Origin of the sequence: Streptomyces cinereospinus (assembly GCF_042430725.1) — a bacterium.
GTDB classification, from domain to species: Bacteria; Actinomycetota; Actinomycetes; order Streptomycetales; family Streptomycetaceae; genus Streptomyces; species Streptomyces cinereospinus.
In genome coordinates this window covers 149926-167275 of the sequence record NZ_JBHMCY010000001.1, presented here as the reverse complement: position 1 = coordinate 167275, position 17350 = coordinate 149926, and the positions used below count along the sequence as shown (strand labels likewise).

Sequence of the window (17350 nt, the reverse complement as noted above, 5' to 3'; positions counted from 1 at the left end):
CACGTGGAACCTGTCGGGCCACATTTCTCCCATGACCGTCCGACCCGTGGTCAAGCGCACCGCCCGCGCCGTTCTCCTGGACGGTGACGACCTGATCCTGATCAAGCGCACCAAGCCCGGTGTCGATCCCTACTGGGTCACCCCCGGTGGCGGGGTCGAACCCGACGACCCCACCGTCGTCCGCGCTCTCCACCGCGAGGTGTACGAAGAACTGGGCGCCAAGATCACCGACGTCGTGCCGTGCTTCGTGGACACCGTCGAGCACATCGGCGAGGACGGCGGCGCGACCGGCGTGAAGGTGCAGCACTTCTTCGTCTGCCGGCTCGAGTCCATGGACCCGTCCCTGCGCCACGGCCCCGAGGTCGACGAGCCCGCGGGCGAGTACGAGATCGTACGCGTGCCGTTCACCCGCGTCGGGATCGCCTCCGTGCACCTCGTACCGCTGTCGCTGCGGCACTATCTCGACGGCAACATCGAAGGGGTACGGGCCATGCACGCGCCCGACCTCGGCTGAGCACCGGCCTTTGCCGACCCGGCCGGGGCCGAGCTCGCCGAGGCGGCCGTTCAGCTCCCGGAGGCGACGAGTTCCTCCAGGGAGTCGTGCCGTATGCGCTCGTGCGGGATGCCGGCGTTCCGCAGGACGTCGACCCCGCTGCGGATCATGCCGGGCGGGCCCGACACATAGGCGTCGTACTCGTTCCAGGGGCCGTACTCCCTGATGGCGTCGGGGAGCTGGAGGTGCGCCTGCTGGTCGATGATGGCCCGCACCGAGAGCCAGGGGTGGGCCTGCTGGAGCCTGAGCATGGTGTCGATGTCGTACAGGTCGTGGTCGGTGCGGGCGCCGTAGAACACCTCGACCGGCCGCCGCTCGCCGTGCTCGGCGACGTCCTCGATCAGGGCCTTGATCGGCGCGATGCCCGTGCCGCCGCCCAGGCACAGAAGCCCGCTGTCGGTGGTGTGGTCCACGGTCATCGAACCGGCGGGCGGGCCGAGGCGGAGGACGTCGCCCGGGCGGGCTCGGTGCACCAGGGCGTTGGAGACCCAGCCCGCCGGGACCGCCTTCACATGGAAGCTGAGCAGGCCGTCGGAGCGGGGCGCCGACGCGAAGGAGTAGTGCCGCCATATACGCGGCCACCAGGGTGTCTCGACGCTCGTGTACTGCCCCGCGAGGAAGGGGTACGGCTGGTCCGGGCGGACGGTGACGACCGCGATGTCCGGGGTGCGCAGTTCGTGGGAGACGACCTCCGCGTGCCACCAGGCCGGGGAGCGCAACTCGTCCGCCGCCGCCGCATCGATCATCACCTGGGAGATCGTCGTGTAGGCCCGCACCCAGGCCGCCTCCGTCTCGTCGTCCCAGACGGACTCGGCGTATCTGCTCAGCGAGCCGATCAGGCACTCGCCGACGGCCGGGTAGTGCTCGGGCCGGGTGCCGTACTTGCGGTGGCCGCGGCCCAGATTCTGCAGGAACGGGACGAGCACGTCGGTGTTGTCGATGTGCTCGGCGGCGGTCAGGAGCGCCTTGAGCAGGCGGTCCCGCTGCGCGTCCATCGCGGCGGGGAAAAGCGGGCGCAGGTCCGGGTGGCGTACGAAGAGCAGGGCGTAGAAGTACGAGGTGACCTTGTCGGCGACGGGGGTGACCGTGGCCATGGTGCGCTGGATGAGGACGGCGTCCGGGGGAGTGCCTTCCTGGGAGGCCGGCGCGGCGGAGGGCTCGCTGGCGGGGGTGGTGTGGGCGGCGGACGGCCCGGCAGGGGGGGCGGTCCGGGCGGTGGGCGCCCCGGCGTGCGGGGCGGCCTGGGCGGTGGGCGCCCCGGCGTGCGGGGCAGAGGCTGCCGATGGGCCGACAGGGGCGGTCTGGCGGACGGGCGGGTGGCCGCCGGCCGGGAAGAGGGACGGCTCGGTGGGGGCCGCCGCCGGGGCCTGGCGGCGCTGGGCGGGCACGCGCTGAGGGGCGTACGGCGCCTCGGCGGGGGCAGCCGCCGTGCGCTGCTCGGGGGGCAGTGGTGCGGTGCGGGGCTGCGGCGGCGTGGGCATGGGCTGGGCCGCCCGGCTTATTCGCTCGCGGCCGGCCGCGACGTCGTCGGTGACGGCGGGGGCACCTCCGTGGGCGGTCGGCGCGGAGAAGGCGCCCGACGGTGCTGCCAGGGGCGGCTGCGCCAGCCCGGACGGCTCCGGGTCGTGTGCTCGTGCGTACGGCTCCGGGGGCCGGGAACCGGACAGCGGACCCGGGGCGGGGGTCCCGTGCGGCACCTCCCGCCCCCTCGGAGGCGCCCCCGTGCCACGTCCCTGCGGCGCCGCAGCACTGTCGGCGGCCGGGTCCGCCGTTCTCTGCCGGGAGAAGGCCTCCGCGACGTAAGGCCGGGCGAGCGGCTCGTCGTCCTGAGGGTGTTCGTGCGCCCCCGCGTCCGGCGAGGTGGTGTGCGCTACGGGCTCGTCCGTCGGCGCACCCGGGTCGTTCTCCGGCCTCCCCCGGCCCACCGGGCGCATGTTGGCCAGGCGGCGGCCGTCTGCGGCCTGGCGGCGGCCGTCTGCGGCCTCCCGCTCGGTTCCCTGGTTCGGCGCCGGCTTGTTGCGCGGCGTGAACCAGCCGCCCCCGCCGTCCGAAGTGCCGTTGTCGGCCGACGTGGTGGTCGGAGCGTCCATGGTGTGCCTCGCCTCGAACATCTTTCGGTCGGTCTGCGCACTTCCTCAATCGGAAGATGCCTGCTTCCTCACCAGCCGGCTGCTGTCCCCCTCCGGCGTCACGGCCACCGCAGCCTTAGTCAACACGTGCTCCTACTGCGTACGGACAAGTAGGAAGAGAGTGTGACATTAGCCGCAGTGATCTCGCCGCAGCGTCCCACTCCTGTGGACGCCCGGCCGTTCAACCGACAACGCGGGTCTTCGATCTCTCCGTCCCGTTAGGCTGCTTTGCCCTGTTCTCGGCCCCACAGGAAGGCGTTCCGCCTCCCATGCGGGAACCGGAGTCGACCCTACCGGCCCCCGCCCCGCACACAAGTCCCCCCTGCCGCCACCACGATTGCGACCAGCGGGAGATGGAGCATTTTTCCCAACTACGCGATAGGTGACGTCACTTGACGGGCGCACCGACTATCCCCCGGGGAAACTGATGGATGCTCGCCGTTCGCCGACGTTTCACGTGAAACATCCCGCAGCCGTCCGTGCGTCCAGCGGAACCGCACGAGTTGACTAAAAGGGCGTACGTCTCTGCCGAAACAGGTGGACGCCAGGGGCACCGTTCGGACAGCCTGACCTGCGTGCCTACTCCTTCCCTCGCCGCTCTGCCGATCCGCCGCCTGACCCGTCGCGACCTCAAGGTCTGCGCCGACCTGTCCGAGGACCGGGGGTGGCCACGCGAGGAGCACAAGTGGGGCTTCCTCCTCACCGCCGGAACGGGATACGGCATCGACGACCCCCAGGGAGGGCTGGTGGCCGCCTGCGTGGTCACCGAGTACGGACCGCAGGAGCGCCCGGAACTCGCAGCCGTGGGCATGGTGCTGGTCGCCGAGCGGCACGCTCGCCAGGGCGTCGGGCGCCGGTTGATGCAGCATGTGGTGTCGTCGACGGGCACCACGCCACTGACCCTGCACGCGACACCGAACGGTCGCCCGCTCTACGAGGAACTCGGCTTCAAGGTCACCGGCCGCGCAGAGATGCTGCGCGGCTTTTTCGTGCCGGGCGGCCCCGAGCCCAAGGTGGCCACTCGTCCCGCCACCGCCGAGGACCTTCCCACCATCCTGCGCGTGGACGCCGAGGTGTTCGGCGCCGACCGCACGCACATCATCACCCGCCTGCCCGCCTTCGCCGACCAGGTACGGGTCGCCGAGGAGGACGGCCGGATCACCGGTTACGCGGCCGCCTGGCCCACCATGGACACGCACGTCGTCGGACCGCTGATCGCCCGGGACACGGAGACGGCGAAGGCCCTGATCGCCTCGCTCGCCGCCCACACCGATCGCCCGCTGCGCACCGACATCGACGTCCGGCACGAGGAACTGCTGGCATGGGCCAAGGAGCGCGGCCTGGCTTCGGTCGCCTTCAACGCGGTGATGACGTACGGAGTGGCCGAACTCCCGGGCGACTGGACCCGGCGCTTCGCCCCGCTGACGGTGGCCGCGGGCTGAACCCGGAGAAGGGGTGCAGGACGCCGCCTCCCTGGGGAACCGGCGTCCTGCTGAGGGAACCGGCCGTCAGACGAGCGCCTCGACGTCGGCCGTGGCGAAGCCGTGGTCCTGCTCCGGTGCGCCGCCGCCCACTTCGATCGCACCGATCAGCCGTCCGGCACGGTGGATCGGCAGACCACCCGCGATGAACAGCAGCGGCCGGTCGAGCGCGGTCTGCAGGGAGTGGAACGGCCCGTCGGGCTTGACCGCGTCGACGAGGCCGGCGGTCGGTGCGTTCAACTGGAGGGCGGTATGCGCCTTACGAGTGCTGGTCTCTCCGGAGATCAGCACCGCCCGGTCGTCGCGCCGGAAGGCAAGCAGGTGTCCGCCCGCTTCCAGCACGGTGACGCTGACCGTCGCTCCGGCGGCCTCGGCGGGCCGGCGGGCCGAGGCGACCAGCACCTCGGCGTCCTGGATGGTCAGCGGCGCGACAGCGGTGGTGGTGCTCATGACGGTTTCTCCCTGCGTGTGGGGCGGGTGAGGGGTGCTGCCGGGCGGCGCGCGAACGGTCCTGAACTCGTGCGACGCCGGCTCGGTGGGTGGCGTTGGGACGGGGTGGTCGTACGGCCGGGCGTACGGTCCTGCCGCGTCCGGCGCCTCAGTGGTGGACGGCAGTCCGGTCCTGAGTGGGGACGCCGGCCGCGACGACGGCACTCGGAGTGCGGTCGCGACGCTCCAGCGCCGCCGAGAGGACGGCGAGCAGCAGAGCGGCCGCGGCGAGGGTGGCGCCAACCCAGTTGGGGGCCGTGTAGCCGAGGCCGGACGCGATGACGAGGCCGCCGAGCCAGGCGGAGAGGGCGTTGCCCAGGTTGAAGGCGCCGATGTTCACCGCGGACGCCAGGGTCGGCGCCCCGTGCGCCTGGTCGAGGACGCGCTTCTGCAGCGGCGGGACGGTCGCGAAGCCCAGGGCACCGATCAGCGCGATGCTGACGGCCGAGAGGATCTTGTCGTGCGCCGTGAGCGAGAAGAGCGCGAGCACGACCGCGAGGGCGCCCAGGGAGACGTACAGCATCGGCATCAGGGCCCGGTCGGCGAACTTGCCGCCGACGAGGTTGCCGCCGACCATGCCGAGACCGAAGAGGACCAGCAGCCAGGTGACGGAACCCTCGGCGAAGCCGGCGACGTGGGTCATCATCGGCGCGATGTAGGTGATGGCCGCGAAGACGCCACCGAAGCCGAGGACCGTCATCGCCATGGCGAGCAGCACCTGGACGTTCTTGAAGGCGGCCAGTTCGTGCCGCAGGTGGACACCCTCGGGCCTGGGCGTCTCGGGGACGAGCTTGGCGATGCCGGCCAGGCCGATCACACCGAGCGCGGCGACGAGGGCGAAGGTGATCCGCCAGCCCAGCGACTGCCCGACGAGCGTGCCCAGCGGCACCCCGACGACGTTGGCGACGGTCAGACCGGTGAACATCATCGCGATGGCTCCGGCCTTGCGGTCCGGTGCGACGAGTTCTGCGGCCACCACTGAGCCGATGCCGAAGAAGGCGCCGTGGGCCAGGGAGGCGACCACCCGGCCGGCGAGCATCACGCCGAAGGCGGGGGCGAGGGCGGAGAGCAGGTTGCCGACGACGAACAGGCCCATGAGCATCATCAGCATCCGCTTGCGGGAGACCTTGGTGCCGAGCACGGTCATCAGCGGGGCACCGAACACGACGCCGAGCGCGTAGCCGGTGACCAGGAATCCGGCTGTCGGGATGGAGACACCGAAGCCGGACGCGACCTCGGGCAGCAGGCCCATGATCACGAACTCGGTCGTGCCGATTCCGAAGGCCCCGATCGCGAGGGCCAGGAGCGCGAGAGGCATGGGGGATACACCTTCCCAGACGATTGCAGAGGCACGTTGCGTGCGTTCACAATAATTGCAGACGCGGGTTATGCGCAACAGTCGTCTATTGCACCGCTGCTCTATCCTGGAGTGAGCCGCTCCGGGACGGAGGAAGACCGATGACAGCGACGGACCCCGCGCTCACCGCCCTCGCCCAGGGCTGGTGCGCCCTCTCCCTGCTGCACGGGAGGATCGAGGCACACATCGAGCGCGCCCTGCAGGCCGGGCACGGTCTGAGCGCGCGCGAGTACTCCCTGCTCGACGTGCTCAGCCGACAGCACGACGGCGAGGGCGGGCATCTGCAGATGAAGCAGGTCGCCGACGCGGTCGTCCTCAGCCAGAGCGCCACCACACGGCTGGTCACCCGGCTGGAGGACCGTGGGCTGCTGGAGCGCTATCTGTGCCCCACCGACCGCCGGGGCATCTACACCAACGTCACCGAGGCGGGCCTGAAACTGCTGGAGGAGGCGCGGCCGACCAATGACGCCGCCCTGCGCGAGGCGCTCGACGAGGCGGCCAAGAATCCCGAACTGGCCCCCCTGGTCCGGGTGGTGGAGTCGGTGAGCGTGCCCGCATAGGGTGCGGGCACGGCCGATCTCGACGTACGGGCGGCGGTCCCGGACGACCTTCCCGCCATCGTCGGCATGCTGGCCGACGATCCGCTGGGCGCGCGGCGCGAGTCACCGGACGATCTGGCCCCGTACCGGGCCGCGCTGGAGCGCCTCGCCGACGACCCCAACCAACACCTCGTCGTCGCCGTGCGTGAGGGCCGTGTCGTCGGCACGCTTCAGCTCTCGCTCGATCCCGGGTTCTCCCGCCGAGGCGCCACCAGGTCCATCATCGAGGGCGTCCGCATCCATACCGACGAGCGCGGGAGCGGACTGGGTACTCAGCTCATCGAGTGGGCGATCGGGGAATCCCGCCGTCAGGACTGCCAGTTGGTTCAGCTGGCCTCCGACACCTCCCGTGTGGACGCCCACCGCTTCTACGAACGGCTCGGCTTCACCGCGTCCCACGTCGGATTCAAGCTTCAGCTCTGAGGCCCGCTCGGAGAAGCGACCGAACCATCCGCCCGGCCCTCTGCCACGAAGGGCCGTGTTTCACGTGAAACACGGCCCTTCTCCACTTCTCCGGGCAACGCGGGGGCTATCCGATTCCCCGCCATCCCTCCGGGTCCACTCCGCCCGGCACTTCCGCCGTCTCGTCGTACGGCTGACGCGTGAACACGAACGATCCGAGGTCCAGATGACTCACGGACCCGTCCGCCCGCCGTACCGGCCGCAGCAGTTCTCCGGCGTAGTAGCCCTCCAGCCCGATCCAGGTGCCGTCCTCCAGGGCCCGGAAACGCGCCCCGCGCCCCTTCCCGGACAACGGCTCCAGCGACACCCCGCCGCCCGTCGTCAGACGCAGGACGAAGGCGTACGTCCCCCAGTACCACTGGCCCGCCAACTCCAGCACCGCCGGGTCGACCTCGGGCAGCGGGCGCCACGGTTCGGGAATGCGCGGCTCGGCGTCGGCGACGATGCGGACGAGGTCCGCACCCACCGTCGCCGGCAGGGGACCGGAGGTGCAGTTGGCGAGCACCACTGCCGCGACGTCGTCCGCCACACTGAGGGTAAGGTTCGCGAGGAACCCCGGCAGCGAACCGGAGTGGCCCACGAGCAGCCTGCCGTCCCGGTGCTGGATCTGCAGTCCGAGCCCGTACGCCACCCCGCCGGCGACGTCCGCGGCCTCGGCCGGCGCCGCGGGCGCCCGCATCTCCCGTACCGTCTGCGCGCTCAGCACGCGGTCGTCGCCCCGAGCGAGGAACACGGCGAACCGCGCCAAGTCCTTCGTGGTGGACCAGAGCTGACCGGCGGGCGCCATCCGTCCGAGGTCCTCAGCGGGTTCCGGCAGCATGACATCGGCCCACGGGTGCACCGCCCAGCCACCGGCGTGCGGGGCCGACGGCTGTGCGGCCGTCCGGTCGAGGCCCAGCGGTTCGAGCACCTCGCGCCGCAGCACCTCCTCCCACGGAGCACCGCGCAGCCTCTCGACGAGCGCGCCCAGCAGTGTGTAGCCGGGGTTCGAGTAGTGGAAGCGGCGCCCGGCCGGATGCAGGAAGGGTTGGTCACCGAGTACGTCGGCCAGCTCGGGACGCAGCGAGCCCGGGCTGCGCTCCCACCAGGGCCCGGGAGACTCGGCGGCCAGCCCACTGGTGTGCGCCAGCAGTTCGGCGACGGTGGCCTCGCCGGCCCCGGTGCCCGGCAGGTGCTTCTCCAGCCGGTCGCCGAGGTGGAGGAGGCCCGCGTCGCGCAGCCGCAGCACCAGAACCGCGGTGAAGGTCTTGGTGATCGAGCCGATCCGGTACTGCACGTCCTCGTCCGGTACTTGCCCGTCCACCGACGTCCGGGCCCCGTGCCACACGGCACGGCCGTCCCGCACGACCGCCGCGACCATCGAGGGGGCACGCCCTTCGGCCTGCGCCACGGCGAGCCGGTGCAGCAACGCCCGGCGGGTGGCGGGGAGCAGTTCTTCCTGAGAGGTCGTCATGCCCCCAGTCCATCCGGCCGGACGGCCGGCGTCGAGCGCATTTCCCGGTGCACGGCTGGGTGCGGCGGTGACATTGAGTCTCCGTCCCGTCCGTCACGCGCCCACGCCGCAGCACCCCGGCTCGTGACAGTCGTCGTGCAGCCCTGCACCGTAAGGGCTACCAGTGCGTGGGACGGGTAAGGGCTGGCGGCAGTCTGGTGACGGTGTCGCCCTTGGCCGCGTTGAGCTGGGACTGGGTGAGGAAGATGCTGCCGGTGAGGTCGGCGCCGCTCAGGTCGGCGTCGCGCAGGTCGGCACCGATCACATCAGCCGATCTCAGATCGGCGCGCTTGAGGTCGGCAGCTATGAGGCAGGCCCCGCGGAGGTTGGCTCCCCGCAGATCGGCGCCTTCGAGGTTGGCCCCGACGAGATCGGCTCCCCTGCGGTCCTTCTTGCGGCCCGCGACCTTGGCCCGCACGAGTTCGCTCGTGCGCAGCAGCAGAGCGTTGACGTCTCTGCGGTGTGCTGTCACATCCAGTTCCTGGAGCTCCTGGGCGCTGCCACCAGTGAGGCGTTCGGTCTTGTCCAGCGCGCGTCGCAGGTCGCCGTGGATCGGGCGGGCCAACGGCAGTGTCAGTGCTTCGGCCAAATACCAGAGGAGCTCATGGAGCTGCCGCATGACGGGGAACACGTCGAACATCTGCCGGGCGGTGCGCGGAGCCTGCCGCCAGTCCTGTCCGCCGAAGGTGACCTGGGAGACCTTCTGTCCCGCGCCGAAGCAGTCGAAGACGGTGCAGCCCGGAAAGCCCCGCTGCCGCAGCTGCGCATGGATGCCGCAGCCGAAGTCCGCTCGCAGGTTCGGGCAGGGCCGGCCGGCGTCCTTGTCGAGCGCGAAGTCCGCCGATGCCGCGAAGGGCAAAGCGACACAGCACAACGCGAAGCAGCTGCCGCAGTCCGGTTGCAGGCCGAGCCCGGCGGCGTCGGGAAACGGGTGTTCGCGCTTCTGGGGCAACGTGGGAACTCCTGCTGCAAGCGAGCATCGCCTCTCAGCGTGCTCGGAATGGAGTTCCATGTTCCCAGGGCCGGACGTTCCCGACTCACGCCGGGCGGGCAAGGGCCCTCTCGGCGCCGAGGGGGGCATTCATCATCGTGCGGCTTCACGCGCGGGCGCTGCCCTGCGCAATTTGCAGGTTCTCCGGTTCGCTGTCCTATGGCGACTTTGTGACCTGCTGTTCCTCCGGTTGTCTCAGACAGTGACGTAGGGGTTGAGTCTCAGGATCGTGTCATTTCCTTCGACCGCCTTCGGCGGAGTTGGCCATGGCGAGCGCGCTTCAGATCGAGGCTCGGAAGGCCTTCCGCAGGAGCTCGCCGAACTCGGCGGGGTGCGTGGTCAGGCCAGTGTGCCCGCCAGGGAAGTGCCGGAGATCCATGCCGAGACGCTCCGCCAGGAAGGCGGCCGAGCGGTAGGGCAGCTCGCCGCGTGACTCCTGGCCGCCGGTGAGCACGAGCCGGTCCGACAGCCCCTCGAGCCGACGGATATCCGGGGTGTAGGACATGAGGCCGGGCACGATGCGACCGACGAAGTACGGCAGGTTGGCCATCGTCTGCTCGGCCCGCGCCGCTGCTTGGGGCGGAAGCTTGAGCTCGGCCTTCGGCTCGGTGGTGTCGCCGTCCTTCTTCAGGCCCGCAGCGAACACGGCCATGGCCGGCATGAGCCCTCGGGTGCGGAACGTGTCCTGCACGCGTGCGATGAGTGCGCGGTGTTCAGCCGCGTCCGGCAGGACCTCTACCACCGGCGGCTCGTGCACCACAACGCGTGCGATGCATTCGGGGTGGGCGGTGAGCAGGTGCAGGACGGTGATCGCGCCCGAGCTGACGCCGAATACTCGGGCGGGCTCACCGGGCGACAGCAGTTCCAGCATCCGGAACGCGTCATCGGCGTGCTCGGCCACTTGCTGCTCGGCGTCGGGTTCGTCCAGCGTGCTGCGGGACATACCGCGCGGGTCGTAGGTCGCGACGGTGTATTCGGCGGCCAGGTCGTCGACGATGCCGTCGAAGGATGCCGCGCCGCCCGTTCCTCCGGGGATCAACAGTAGGAGCGGGCCCTCTCCTCGGACTTCGTAGTGCAAGGTCGCGCCGTTCACACGCAGGCTGCCGATGGTCGGGTCGGTCATGAGGGGGCTCCTTCTCGGGACGGGGGCCAGTGCTCCAAGAGGGTGTGCAGGGCGTCGAGCGCGCGGGTCCAGGACCGCTGCGGCGAACGCTCGTGCGCGAAGCCGCCCGCAGCTTCCAGGGCGACGAACCCGTGGAACGTGCTGCGCAGCAACCGGACGGCGTCGGTCAGGTCCGGCTCGGCCAGTCCGTAGCCGCGCAGCATGCCGTAGGTCAACTCGACCGCACGCCGTGGTCCGGGCGCTTTTGCGGCCAGCTCGGGGTCGATCTGGATCGGGGTCTGCGTTGCCATGTAGCGGCCCGGATGCTGGTGGGCGTACTGCCGCCAGGCATTCGCAAAGGCGACCAGCGCGTCCTTGCCCGCCCGCCCGGCAGTCGCCTCCGCGATAAGGATGCTCTTTTCGTCCGCCGCCAGCAGCGCGATCCGCCCGCGCAGATCCTTCAGGCTGCGGACGTGCGTGTAGAGGCTCGCGTCCTTCACGCCCAGCCGCCGCGCCACCTGCGACATGGTCACCTGGTCGAGCCCAACGTCGTCCGCCAGCTCTGCGCCTGCGACCGTCACTCGCTCCGCTGTCAGCCCGGCCCGCACCATGCACCCTCCTCAGATCCTTGAGATCCTAGCTTTAACCTAGGAGTCCTAGGATAGCAATCGGGGTGCAATCAATAAGGGCGTCCGTGGGATCGCGGGCTGTCTGACAGTTCCTCGGTTGGTGGGCTCATCAGGGCATCACGCGATAAGCCCGTTGCTCGTGCCGTCCCGGTCTGCCGCCCGGAGGGCGGCTTCGTGGGAGGCTCCGCCGCGGGACCGGAGGGGATCATGTGGGTGTGGGCCCATCTCGCCATGTTCGCGGTGCATGGCACGAGTGTCGCGCTATGACCTGGGGCTTCTCGTCCTGTCTCACGTCGCGGCCGAGGACGTATGCCTCATGGCCTTGTCATTTCCTCGGCAGGGATCTTATTGATCGCGGCGATCACCCGTTTGCCGAAGCGGGTCAGCTTCATGGCTCTGCCGCGCGTAGCCCGTTCCAGAAGGGGCTGTCCGAGATCTCCCTCAAGCTGGTTGATCCGGTTCACCAGCGTTGACCGATGGATGCTGAGGGCTCGCGCTGCCTCATGCATCGACGGGAAGGACGATGCGGCCGCGAAGTGACGCATCCTCTGCCATGCGTAGGGACTGGTGACGGTGTTGCGCAGAACAGCAGGGATGGACGGCGAGTTCGGCTGTTCGGAGGGCGGCATGGTGACTTCCGCCTCCGCTGTGACGGAGGGGGATGTCATGGACGCGGGCCCAGCGGGCCGTGTTCGAGCGGCTCATGCCTTGCTCGCGGGCCAGGTCGGGCAGGGTCCGTCGGCGGACGACGTACTGCTCGAAGAGCCAGGACCGTTCAGTGGGTCACGCGAGGCTGGCGGCCTTGGAAGCCCGCGATCGGGATGTCGTATGCGCGGGCGAGATCGGTCAGCAATCCGCGGCAGAAGCCGGTCATGCCGGCGATCGCCTGGAGTGAGGGGTGTTCGTCGAGATGGAGGCGTGCGAGGACGTCCTTCGTGGTTGTCGGGTGGTCAGTTGTCGCTCGGGGTCAGGCGGCCTTCGAAGGCGATCTGGGAGGCGTCCAGGGGTGCCTTCCAGGCCATGTCACGGACGAGCATGACAACGTCCTCGCAGCCGCGGTTCTTCAGCTCGGTGAACACACGCAGCCAGTACTTGGCACCTTCGCCCCCGTCACCGGCGTGCTGCTCACGCAGCCGGGCCACGATCTTCAGCTCCTTCGGCGGCTGCACCACCTCGGGCTCAACCGCGGGAGTGTCGTGGCTGCCGGCCCGTGCTGGAGGCGGTTCCGCCAGGCGGGAGCGATGGGTGTTGACCGTCTTCTCGACCGCCTGGCCGAGGTTGGCCCACAGGTGATAGCGATCCGCGACCTGGTCGGCCTGAGGCGTCCCGACCCGAGCACCCTCCCCGTAGCCGCTGGACCGGTCCCGGCAAATGACCTTCACCTCGGGGTGATCGCGGAGCCAGGCAGCCAGGTCCTCCCCGTCACGGCCGTCGTAGAGGTGCAGCGGCCGGTGGGTGGCCATGTCGATCAATACCGTGCCGTAGTGGCGGCCCTTGCGGAAGGCGAAGTCGTCGACACCGAGGACCTCCACCTTGCCGATCTCCGGCTCGGGCAGGGACCTGACCAGCCGCAACAGCGCGTCCCTACCTATGGTGAGGCCGACCGCGGACGCCAGTCGGGCTCCTGCCCGGCCGGCCACGGCCAACCCGATCTGCGTCAGCACCTCGCGCAGCAGCGGGGTATGCCGACTGTGCGGGGTGGTCAGTCCCAAGACCTGCTCGGCGAACGTCACCGCCGTGCAGGCAGGGTTCTCGCAACGGAAGCGGCGCACGCATAACTCGATCACGACACCGAGCCCGCCCACAAAGACATCACGCAGCCTGCGTACGTACCGACCGTGCACCCGGGCCGAACTCTGGCCGCACCGACAGGAGCCGGCCGTCGCCCGCACTCGCGTTCTGAGCACCACCTGGTCCGGCCGCCGCTCGACCTCCTCGATCAGCAATGCGGACAGGTACGGACACAGCTCCAGGAGCACATCATCAGAGCACGCGATGCATGATCGCAAACAGGCGGAGCAATGTACTCAGCTGCCCGGATCACAAGATCGTCGACAGAACCCTGATCTTCACGTGGACGGCGTCCACGAACAGGACCGGGCAGACGCGGTCGAGGGGCCGGTTGTGCCATTCGGCCATGCCGTCCATCACTGTGTCGGTGATGGTGGAGATGGTCTGCTTGGACACCTCAGCGCCGTAGACCTCGGCGAGACGAGCCGAGATCTCGCCGTGAGTGAGGCCCTTCGCGGACAGCGACAGCACCATCCCGTCGACGCCGGTCAGGCGGCGCTGCCGCTTCCCGACGATCTGCGGTTCGAAGCTGCCGGCGGTGCCCGGGGCACCCTGGCCTCGACTGGGCCGACACCGGTCAGCACGGTTTTCGCCCGGGTGCCGTCGCGGCTGTTGCCGTTGTTCTTCCCGGCCGGATCGTGCTTTTCGTAGCCGGGGTGATCGGTGATCTCGCCCTTCGGAGCGGACTCCAGCACCCGCTTGGTCAGCATCTGCAGCAGCCCGCCCCCGCCGGTCAGGTGCAACCCGTCCGTACGGGCACGGTCTGCCAGCATCGCGATCAACTGCTCGTCCGTCGCCGTACCCGACGGCGCCTGGACCGGCCGCTCAGCGGGCTCAGGCTCAACGACGGTGCCGGTCATCTCTGGCGTCTCCTCGATCATCAGATCCGCCGTTGATCAGACACTCCCGATCAGGTCTGCGCCATGTCCACGAACCGCGAGTAGTGGCCCTGGAAGGCGACCGTGATGGTCGCGGTCGGGCCATTTCGGTGCTTGGCGACGATGAGGTCCGCCTCGCCCGCGCGCGGCGACTCCTTCTCGTAGGCGTCCTCGCGGTGCAGCAGGATGACCATGTCGGCGTCCTGCTCGATGGAGCCGGACTCACGCAGGTCGGAGACCATCGGCTTCTTGTCGGTGCGCTGCTCGGGGCCACGGTTCAGCTGGGAGAGCGCGATCACCGGGACCTCCAGCTCCTTGGCCAGAAGCTTGAGGTTCCGGGACATGTCCGAGACCTCCTGCTGACGGCTCTCGGCGCGCTTGGAACCGCCGGACTGCATCAGCTGGAGATAGTCGATGACGACCAGCCGGAGGTCGTTGCGCTGCTTGAGGCGACGGCACTTGGCGCGGATCTCCATCATCGACAGGTTCGGGGAGTCGTCGATGTAGAGAGGGGCCGCGGAGACGTCCGGCATCCGGCGGGCCAGCCGCGTCCAGTCCTCGTCGGTCATCGTTCCGGAACGCATGTGGTGCAGGGCCACCCGCGCCTCGGCGGACAGCAGGCGCATCGCGATCTCGTTGCGCCCCATCTCCAGGGAGAAGATGACGCTCGGCAGGTTGTGCCTGATCGACGCGGCCCGGGCGAAGTCCAGTGCGAGCGTCGACTTGCCCATCGCGGGACGCGCCGCGATGACGATCATCTGGCCCGGGTGCAGGCCGTTGGTGAGCGAGTCGAAGTCGGTGAAGCCCGTGGGCACACCGGTCATCTCGCCGGTACGTGAACCGATCGCCTCGATCTCGTCGAGCGCGCCCTCCATGATGTCGCCGAGCGGCAGGTAGTCCTCGCTGGTGCGCTGCTCGGTGACCGCGTAGATCTCGGCCTGCGCGCGGTTGACGATCTCGTCGACGTCGTCGTCGGCCGCGTATCCCATCTGCGTGATGCGGGTGCCCGCCTCCACGAGGCGGCGCAGCACGGCCCGTTCATGGACGATCTCCGCGTAGTACTCGGCGTTCGCCGCCGTCGGCACCGTCTGGACGAGGGTGTGCAGGTACGACGCGCCGCCCACCTTGTTGATCTCACCGCGCTTGGTGAGCTCGGCGGCGATCGTGATGGGATCGGCCGGCTCGCCCTTGGCGTAGACGTCGAGGATCGCCTGGTAGATCGTCTCGTGCGCCGGCTTGTAGAAGTCGTGGCCCTTGAGGATCTCCACGACGTCCGCGATGGCGTCCTTGGACAGCAGCATGCCGCCGAGAACGGACTGTTCGGCATTGAGGTCCTGGGGCGGAACCCGCTCGAAGGACGCGCCCCCACCGTCCCAGGACCCGCTGTCCCGGCCGCGCTCGTGCTGCTCCTCACGGCCGCGGCCGCCGCCGTCCCCACGCCGGCGGGAGGGCAGACGATCGCTGGGCCCGCTGTCGGCCCACGGGTCGTCCAAGGGCTCGGAAATGCTCACCGAGCCACCTCCTCCCGTCCGCCGAGCGGACCTCGCCGTGCCCCTCATTTCTACGGGACGGCTCTGACAACTAAGAGGCCCAACTCCGGTTCGCACGAGTCGGTTTTGTGACGTTTCCACAGTCGGCGGAGGGAGCGGGCGCCGGACCACGTTAGGCCCCCGGGCACCGTCAGCCAATCTGGTTATCCACAGGCCATGTGGACGACGGCCCCGATGCTGTGGAGAACTCCGCGAAACCTGTGCACGACACGGTGGACAGGCCTGTGAACAAGCCCGCACCGCACCCCGAGAAGCCCGTCTGACCTGCACCTTTCCCGTCCACCGGCTGTGCAGAAGAAAAACTTTCCCAGTCGGCTCAAGATCACCTCGAACAGTGCCCGACACCACACACGGCCACACGATCAGTAAGGGGCACACTTACCTTGCATCTCTTACCTGTGGAAGATTAGATTGGTGCTCATGACACAGGCTCCCGCGACCCTCAGGGGCACCCGGCGACAACACGATCGGGAGATCGTCTCGCTGGCCGTCCCGGCCTTCGGCGCGCTGGTCGCCGAGCCCCTCTTCGTCCTGGCCGACAGTGCGATCGTCGGCCACCTCGGCACGGCCCAGCTCGCCGGACTCGGCGTCGCCTCGGCCCTGCTCACGACCGCCGTCAGCGTCTTCGTCTTCCTCGCCTACGCCACCACGGCGGCCGTGGCCCGGCGGGTCGGCGCCGGTGACCTCCCGGCGGCCATCCGGCAGGGCATGGACGGCATCTGGCTGGCCCTGCTGCTCGGCGCCGGCGTCATCGCCGTCGTCCTGCCCACCGCACCGTTTCTCGTGGAACTCTTCGGCGCCTCAGAGACCGCCGCCCCCTACGCGATCACCTACCTGCGGATCTCGTCCCTCGGCATCCCCGCCATGCTCGTCGTCCTCGCCGCCACCGGCGTCCTGCGCGGTCTGCAGGACACCAGGACGCCGCTCTACGTCGCCGTGGCGGGCTTCGTCGCCAACGGCGTCCTCAACGTGGGCCTCGTCTACGGCGCCGGCCTCGGCATCGCCGGTTCCGCCTGGGGCACCGTGATCGCCCAGTGCGGCATGGCCGCCGTCTACCTCGTGGTCGTCGTCCGCGGTGCCCGGCGACACGACGCCTCACTCCGCCCGGACGCCGCCGGGATCAAGGCTTCCGCCCACGCCGGGGCGCCCCTGCTCGTCCGCACCCTCTCGCTCCGGACGATCCTGATGATCGCGACGGCCGTCGCAGCCCGTCTCGGCGACGCCGACATCGCCGCCCACCAGATCATCCTCTCCCTCTGGAGCCTGCTGGCCTTCGCGCTCGACGCCATCGCCATCGCGGGGCAGGCCATCATCGGACGCTGTCTGGGCGCCGGCGACTCCCAGGGAGCCCGCGACGTCTGCCGCCGCATGGTGCAGTGGGGCATCTCGGTCGGCCTCGCGCTCGGTGTACTGGTCGTGGTGGCCCGGCCGGCCTTTCTCCCCCTCTTCACCAGCGACTCCACCGTGCAGGACACCGCCCTGCCCGCCCTGCTGGTCGTGGCTCTCTCCCAGCCGATCTGCGGGGTGGTCTTCGTCCTGGACGGCGTCCTGATGGGTGCGGGCGACGGCCCCTACCTCGCCTGGGCGATGCTCCTCACCCTGGCGGCCTACACTCCCGTGGCCCTTCTGGTGCCCGTCCTCGGTGGCGGGCTCACCGCGCTCTGGGCGGCCATGGCCTTCATGATGACGGTCCGCATGCTGACCCTGTGGCTGCGCACCCGCTCGGGCCGCTGGCTCGTCACCGGCGCGACGCGCTGAGCAAGTGGTGTTTCACGTGAAACAGCGCCCGACAGGCCGGCGCCCTCGCGCCGATGTTTCACGTGAAACACCCCGGGGTTCTGCACAGC

General features: G+C 69.9%; 14 protein-coding genes and 3 pseudogenes. 5 read left to right on the top strand and 12 right to left on the bottom strand.

What is annotated here, in order from left to right:
- The first annotated feature begins 31 nt into the window (after nt 1-31).
- Complete coding sequence (locus tag ACFF45_RS00750; protein WP_381340414.1) at nt 32-514, top strand: NUDIX domain-containing protein; 483 nt, start codon at nt 32-34, stop codon at nt 512-514.
- Nucleotides 515-564: 50 nt separating this feature from the next.
- Here the strand turns inward: ACFF45_RS00750 and ACFF45_RS00745 are convergent, their stop codons facing one another.
- Nucleotides 565-2034 (bottom strand): globin domain-containing protein, encoded by a 1470-nt coding sequence (locus tag ACFF45_RS00745; RefSeq protein WP_381340412.1) that lies wholly within the window; start codon nt 2032-2034, stop codon nt 565-567.
- A gap of 1223 nt (nt 2035-3257) precedes the next feature.
- Between ACFF45_RS00745 and ACFF45_RS00740 the strand changes: the two genes are divergently transcribed.
- A complete protein-coding gene (locus ACFF45_RS00740) occupies nt 3258-4124 on the top strand; it encodes a GNAT family N-acetyltransferase (RefSeq protein ID WP_381340409.1) in 867 nt (288 codons plus the stop codon).
- Between the two features lie 66 nt (nt 4125-4190).
- Here ACFF45_RS00740 and ACFF45_RS00735 read toward each other — a convergent pair whose 3' ends face one another.
- Both ACFF45_RS00735 and ACFF45_RS00730 read right to left on the bottom strand, forming a co-directional pair.
- Complete coding sequence (locus ACFF45_RS00735; protein ID WP_381340407.1) at nt 4191-4613, bottom strand: GlcG/HbpS family heme-binding protein; 423 nt, start codon at nt 4611-4613, stop codon at nt 4191-4193.
- Nucleotides 4614-4761: 148 nt separating this feature from the next.
- Nucleotides 4762-5970, bottom strand: a complete 1209-nt coding sequence (locus ACFF45_RS00730) for an MFS transporter (RefSeq protein ID WP_381340404.1) — start codon at nt 5968-5970, stop codon at nt 4762-4764.
- Between the two features lie 140 nt (nt 5971-6110).
- On the opposite strand from ACFF45_RS00730, the gene ACFF45_RS00725 reads away from it, so the two are divergent.
- Both ACFF45_RS00725 and ACFF45_RS00720 read left to right on the top strand, forming a co-directional pair.
- Entirely contained in the window at nt 6111-6569 is a 459-nt protein-coding gene (locus ACFF45_RS00725) for a MarR family winged helix-turn-helix transcriptional regulator (protein WP_381340402.1), read from the top strand.
- Nucleotides 6570-6635: 66 nt separating this feature from the next.
- Entirely contained in the window at nt 6636-7031 is a 396-nt protein-coding gene (locus ACFF45_RS00720) for a GNAT family N-acetyltransferase (RefSeq protein WP_381340399.1), read from the top strand.
- Between the two features lie 106 nt (nt 7032-7137).
- Here the strand turns inward: ACFF45_RS00720 and ACFF45_RS00715 are convergent, their stop codons facing one another.
- From ACFF45_RS00715 to dnaB, 9 genes and pseudogenes are all read right to left on the bottom strand, one after another.
- The gene (locus ACFF45_RS00715) at nt 7138-8523 is read right to left on the bottom strand and encodes a serine hydrolase domain-containing protein (RefSeq protein ID WP_381340396.1); all 1386 of its coding nucleotides are present in this window, start codon (nt 8521-8523) and stop codon (nt 7138-7140) included.
- A 157-nt stretch (nt 8524-8680) separates the two neighbouring features.
- Nucleotides 8681-9514: a pentapeptide repeat-containing protein gene (locus ACFF45_RS00710; RefSeq protein ID WP_381340393.1), complete on the bottom strand. Its 834-nt coding sequence runs from the start codon at nt 9512-9514 to the stop codon at nt 8681-8683.
- Nucleotides 9515-9833: 319 nt separating this feature from the next.
- The gene (locus ACFF45_RS00705; protein ID WP_381340390.1) at nt 9834-10676 is read right to left on the bottom strand and encodes an alpha/beta fold hydrolase; all 843 of its coding nucleotides are present in this window, start codon (nt 10674-10676) and stop codon (nt 9834-9836) included.
- Entirely contained in the window at nt 10673-11266 is a 594-nt protein-coding gene (locus ACFF45_RS00700; RefSeq protein ID WP_381340387.1) for a TetR/AcrR family transcriptional regulator, read from the bottom strand. Before ACFF45_RS00700 ends, ACFF45_RS00705 begins: the two co-directional genes overlap by 4 nt.
- Before the next feature lie 332 nt (nt 11267-11598).
- On the bottom strand, nt 11599-11913 hold the full coding sequence (locus ACFF45_RS00695) for a helix-turn-helix domain-containing protein (protein ID WP_381340384.1): 315 nt from the start codon (nt 11911-11913) through the stop codon (nt 11599-11601).
- A 393-nt stretch (nt 11914-12306) separates the two neighbouring features.
- Nucleotides 12307-12402 (bottom strand): annotated as a pseudogene (locus ACFF45_RS00690) (transposase); the annotation flags it as partial.
- 123 nt (nt 12403-12525) lie between these two features.
- Nucleotides 12526-13176 (bottom strand): annotated as a pseudogene (locus ACFF45_RS00685) (ISL3 family transposase); the annotation flags it as partial.
- A gap of 169 nt (nt 13177-13345) precedes the next feature.
- Nucleotides 13346-13848 (bottom strand): annotated as a pseudogene (locus ACFF45_RS00680) (transposase); the annotation flags it as partial.
- A 137-nt stretch (nt 13849-13985) separates the two neighbouring features.
- Nucleotides 13986-15464, bottom strand: a complete 1479-nt coding sequence (gene dnaB / locus ACFF45_RS00675; protein ID WP_381340381.1) for a replicative DNA helicase — start codon at nt 15462-15464, stop codon at nt 13986-13988.
- Between the two features lie 459 nt (nt 15465-15923).
- Here dnaB and ACFF45_RS00670 point away from each other — a divergent pair, with 459 nt between their 5' ends.
- Nucleotides 15924-17261, top strand: coding sequence for an MATE family efflux transporter (locus tag ACFF45_RS00670; protein ID WP_381340379.1), 1338 nt, complete (start codon nt 15924-15926; stop codon nt 17259-17261).
- Nucleotides 17262-17350: the final 89 nt, after the last annotated feature.

Excerpts from the sequence above, each read along its gene's own strand:
- ACFF45_RS00750 (WP_381340414.1), top strand. The coding sequence starts at position 32 with ATGACCGTCCGACCCGTGGTCAAGCGCACCGCCCGCGCCGTTCTCCTG.
- ACFF45_RS00745 (WP_381340412.1), bottom strand. The coding sequence starts at position 2,034 with ATGCCCACGCCGCCGCAGCCCCGCACCGCACCACTGCCCCCCGAGCAG.
- ACFF45_RS00735 (WP_381340407.1), bottom strand. The coding sequence starts at position 4,613 with ATGAGCACCACCACCGCTGTCGCGCCGCTGACCATCCAGGACGCCGAG.
- ACFF45_RS00730 (WP_381340404.1), bottom strand. The coding sequence starts at position 5,970 with ATGCCTCTCGCGCTCCTGGCCCTCGCGATCGGGGCCTTCGGAATCGGC.
- ACFF45_RS00725 (WP_381340402.1), top strand. The coding sequence starts at position 6,111 with ATGACAGCGACGGACCCCGCGCTCACCGCCCTCGCCCAGGGCTGGTGC.
- ACFF45_RS00720 (WP_381340399.1), top strand. The coding sequence starts at position 6,636 with ATGCTGGCCGACGATCCGCTGGGCGCGCGGCGCGAGTCACCGGACGAT.
- ACFF45_RS00715 (WP_381340396.1), bottom strand. The coding sequence starts at position 8,523 with ATGACGACCTCTCAGGAAGAACTGCTCCCCGCCACCCGCCGGGCGTTG.
- ACFF45_RS00705 (WP_381340390.1), bottom strand. The coding sequence starts at position 10,676 with ATGACCGACCCGACCATCGGCAGCCTGCGTGTGAACGGCGCGACCTTG.
- ACFF45_RS00700 (WP_381340387.1), bottom strand. The coding sequence starts at position 11,266 with ATGGTGCGGGCCGGGCTGACAGCGGAGCGAGTGACGGTCGCAGGCGCA.
- ACFF45_RS00695 (WP_381340384.1), bottom strand. The coding sequence starts at position 11,913 with ATGCCGCCCTCCGAACAGCCGAACTCGCCGTCCATCCCTGCTGTTCTG.
- ACFF45_RS00670 (WP_381340379.1), top strand. The coding sequence starts at position 15,924 with ATGACACAGGCTCCCGCGACCCTCAGGGGCACCCGGCGACAACACGAT.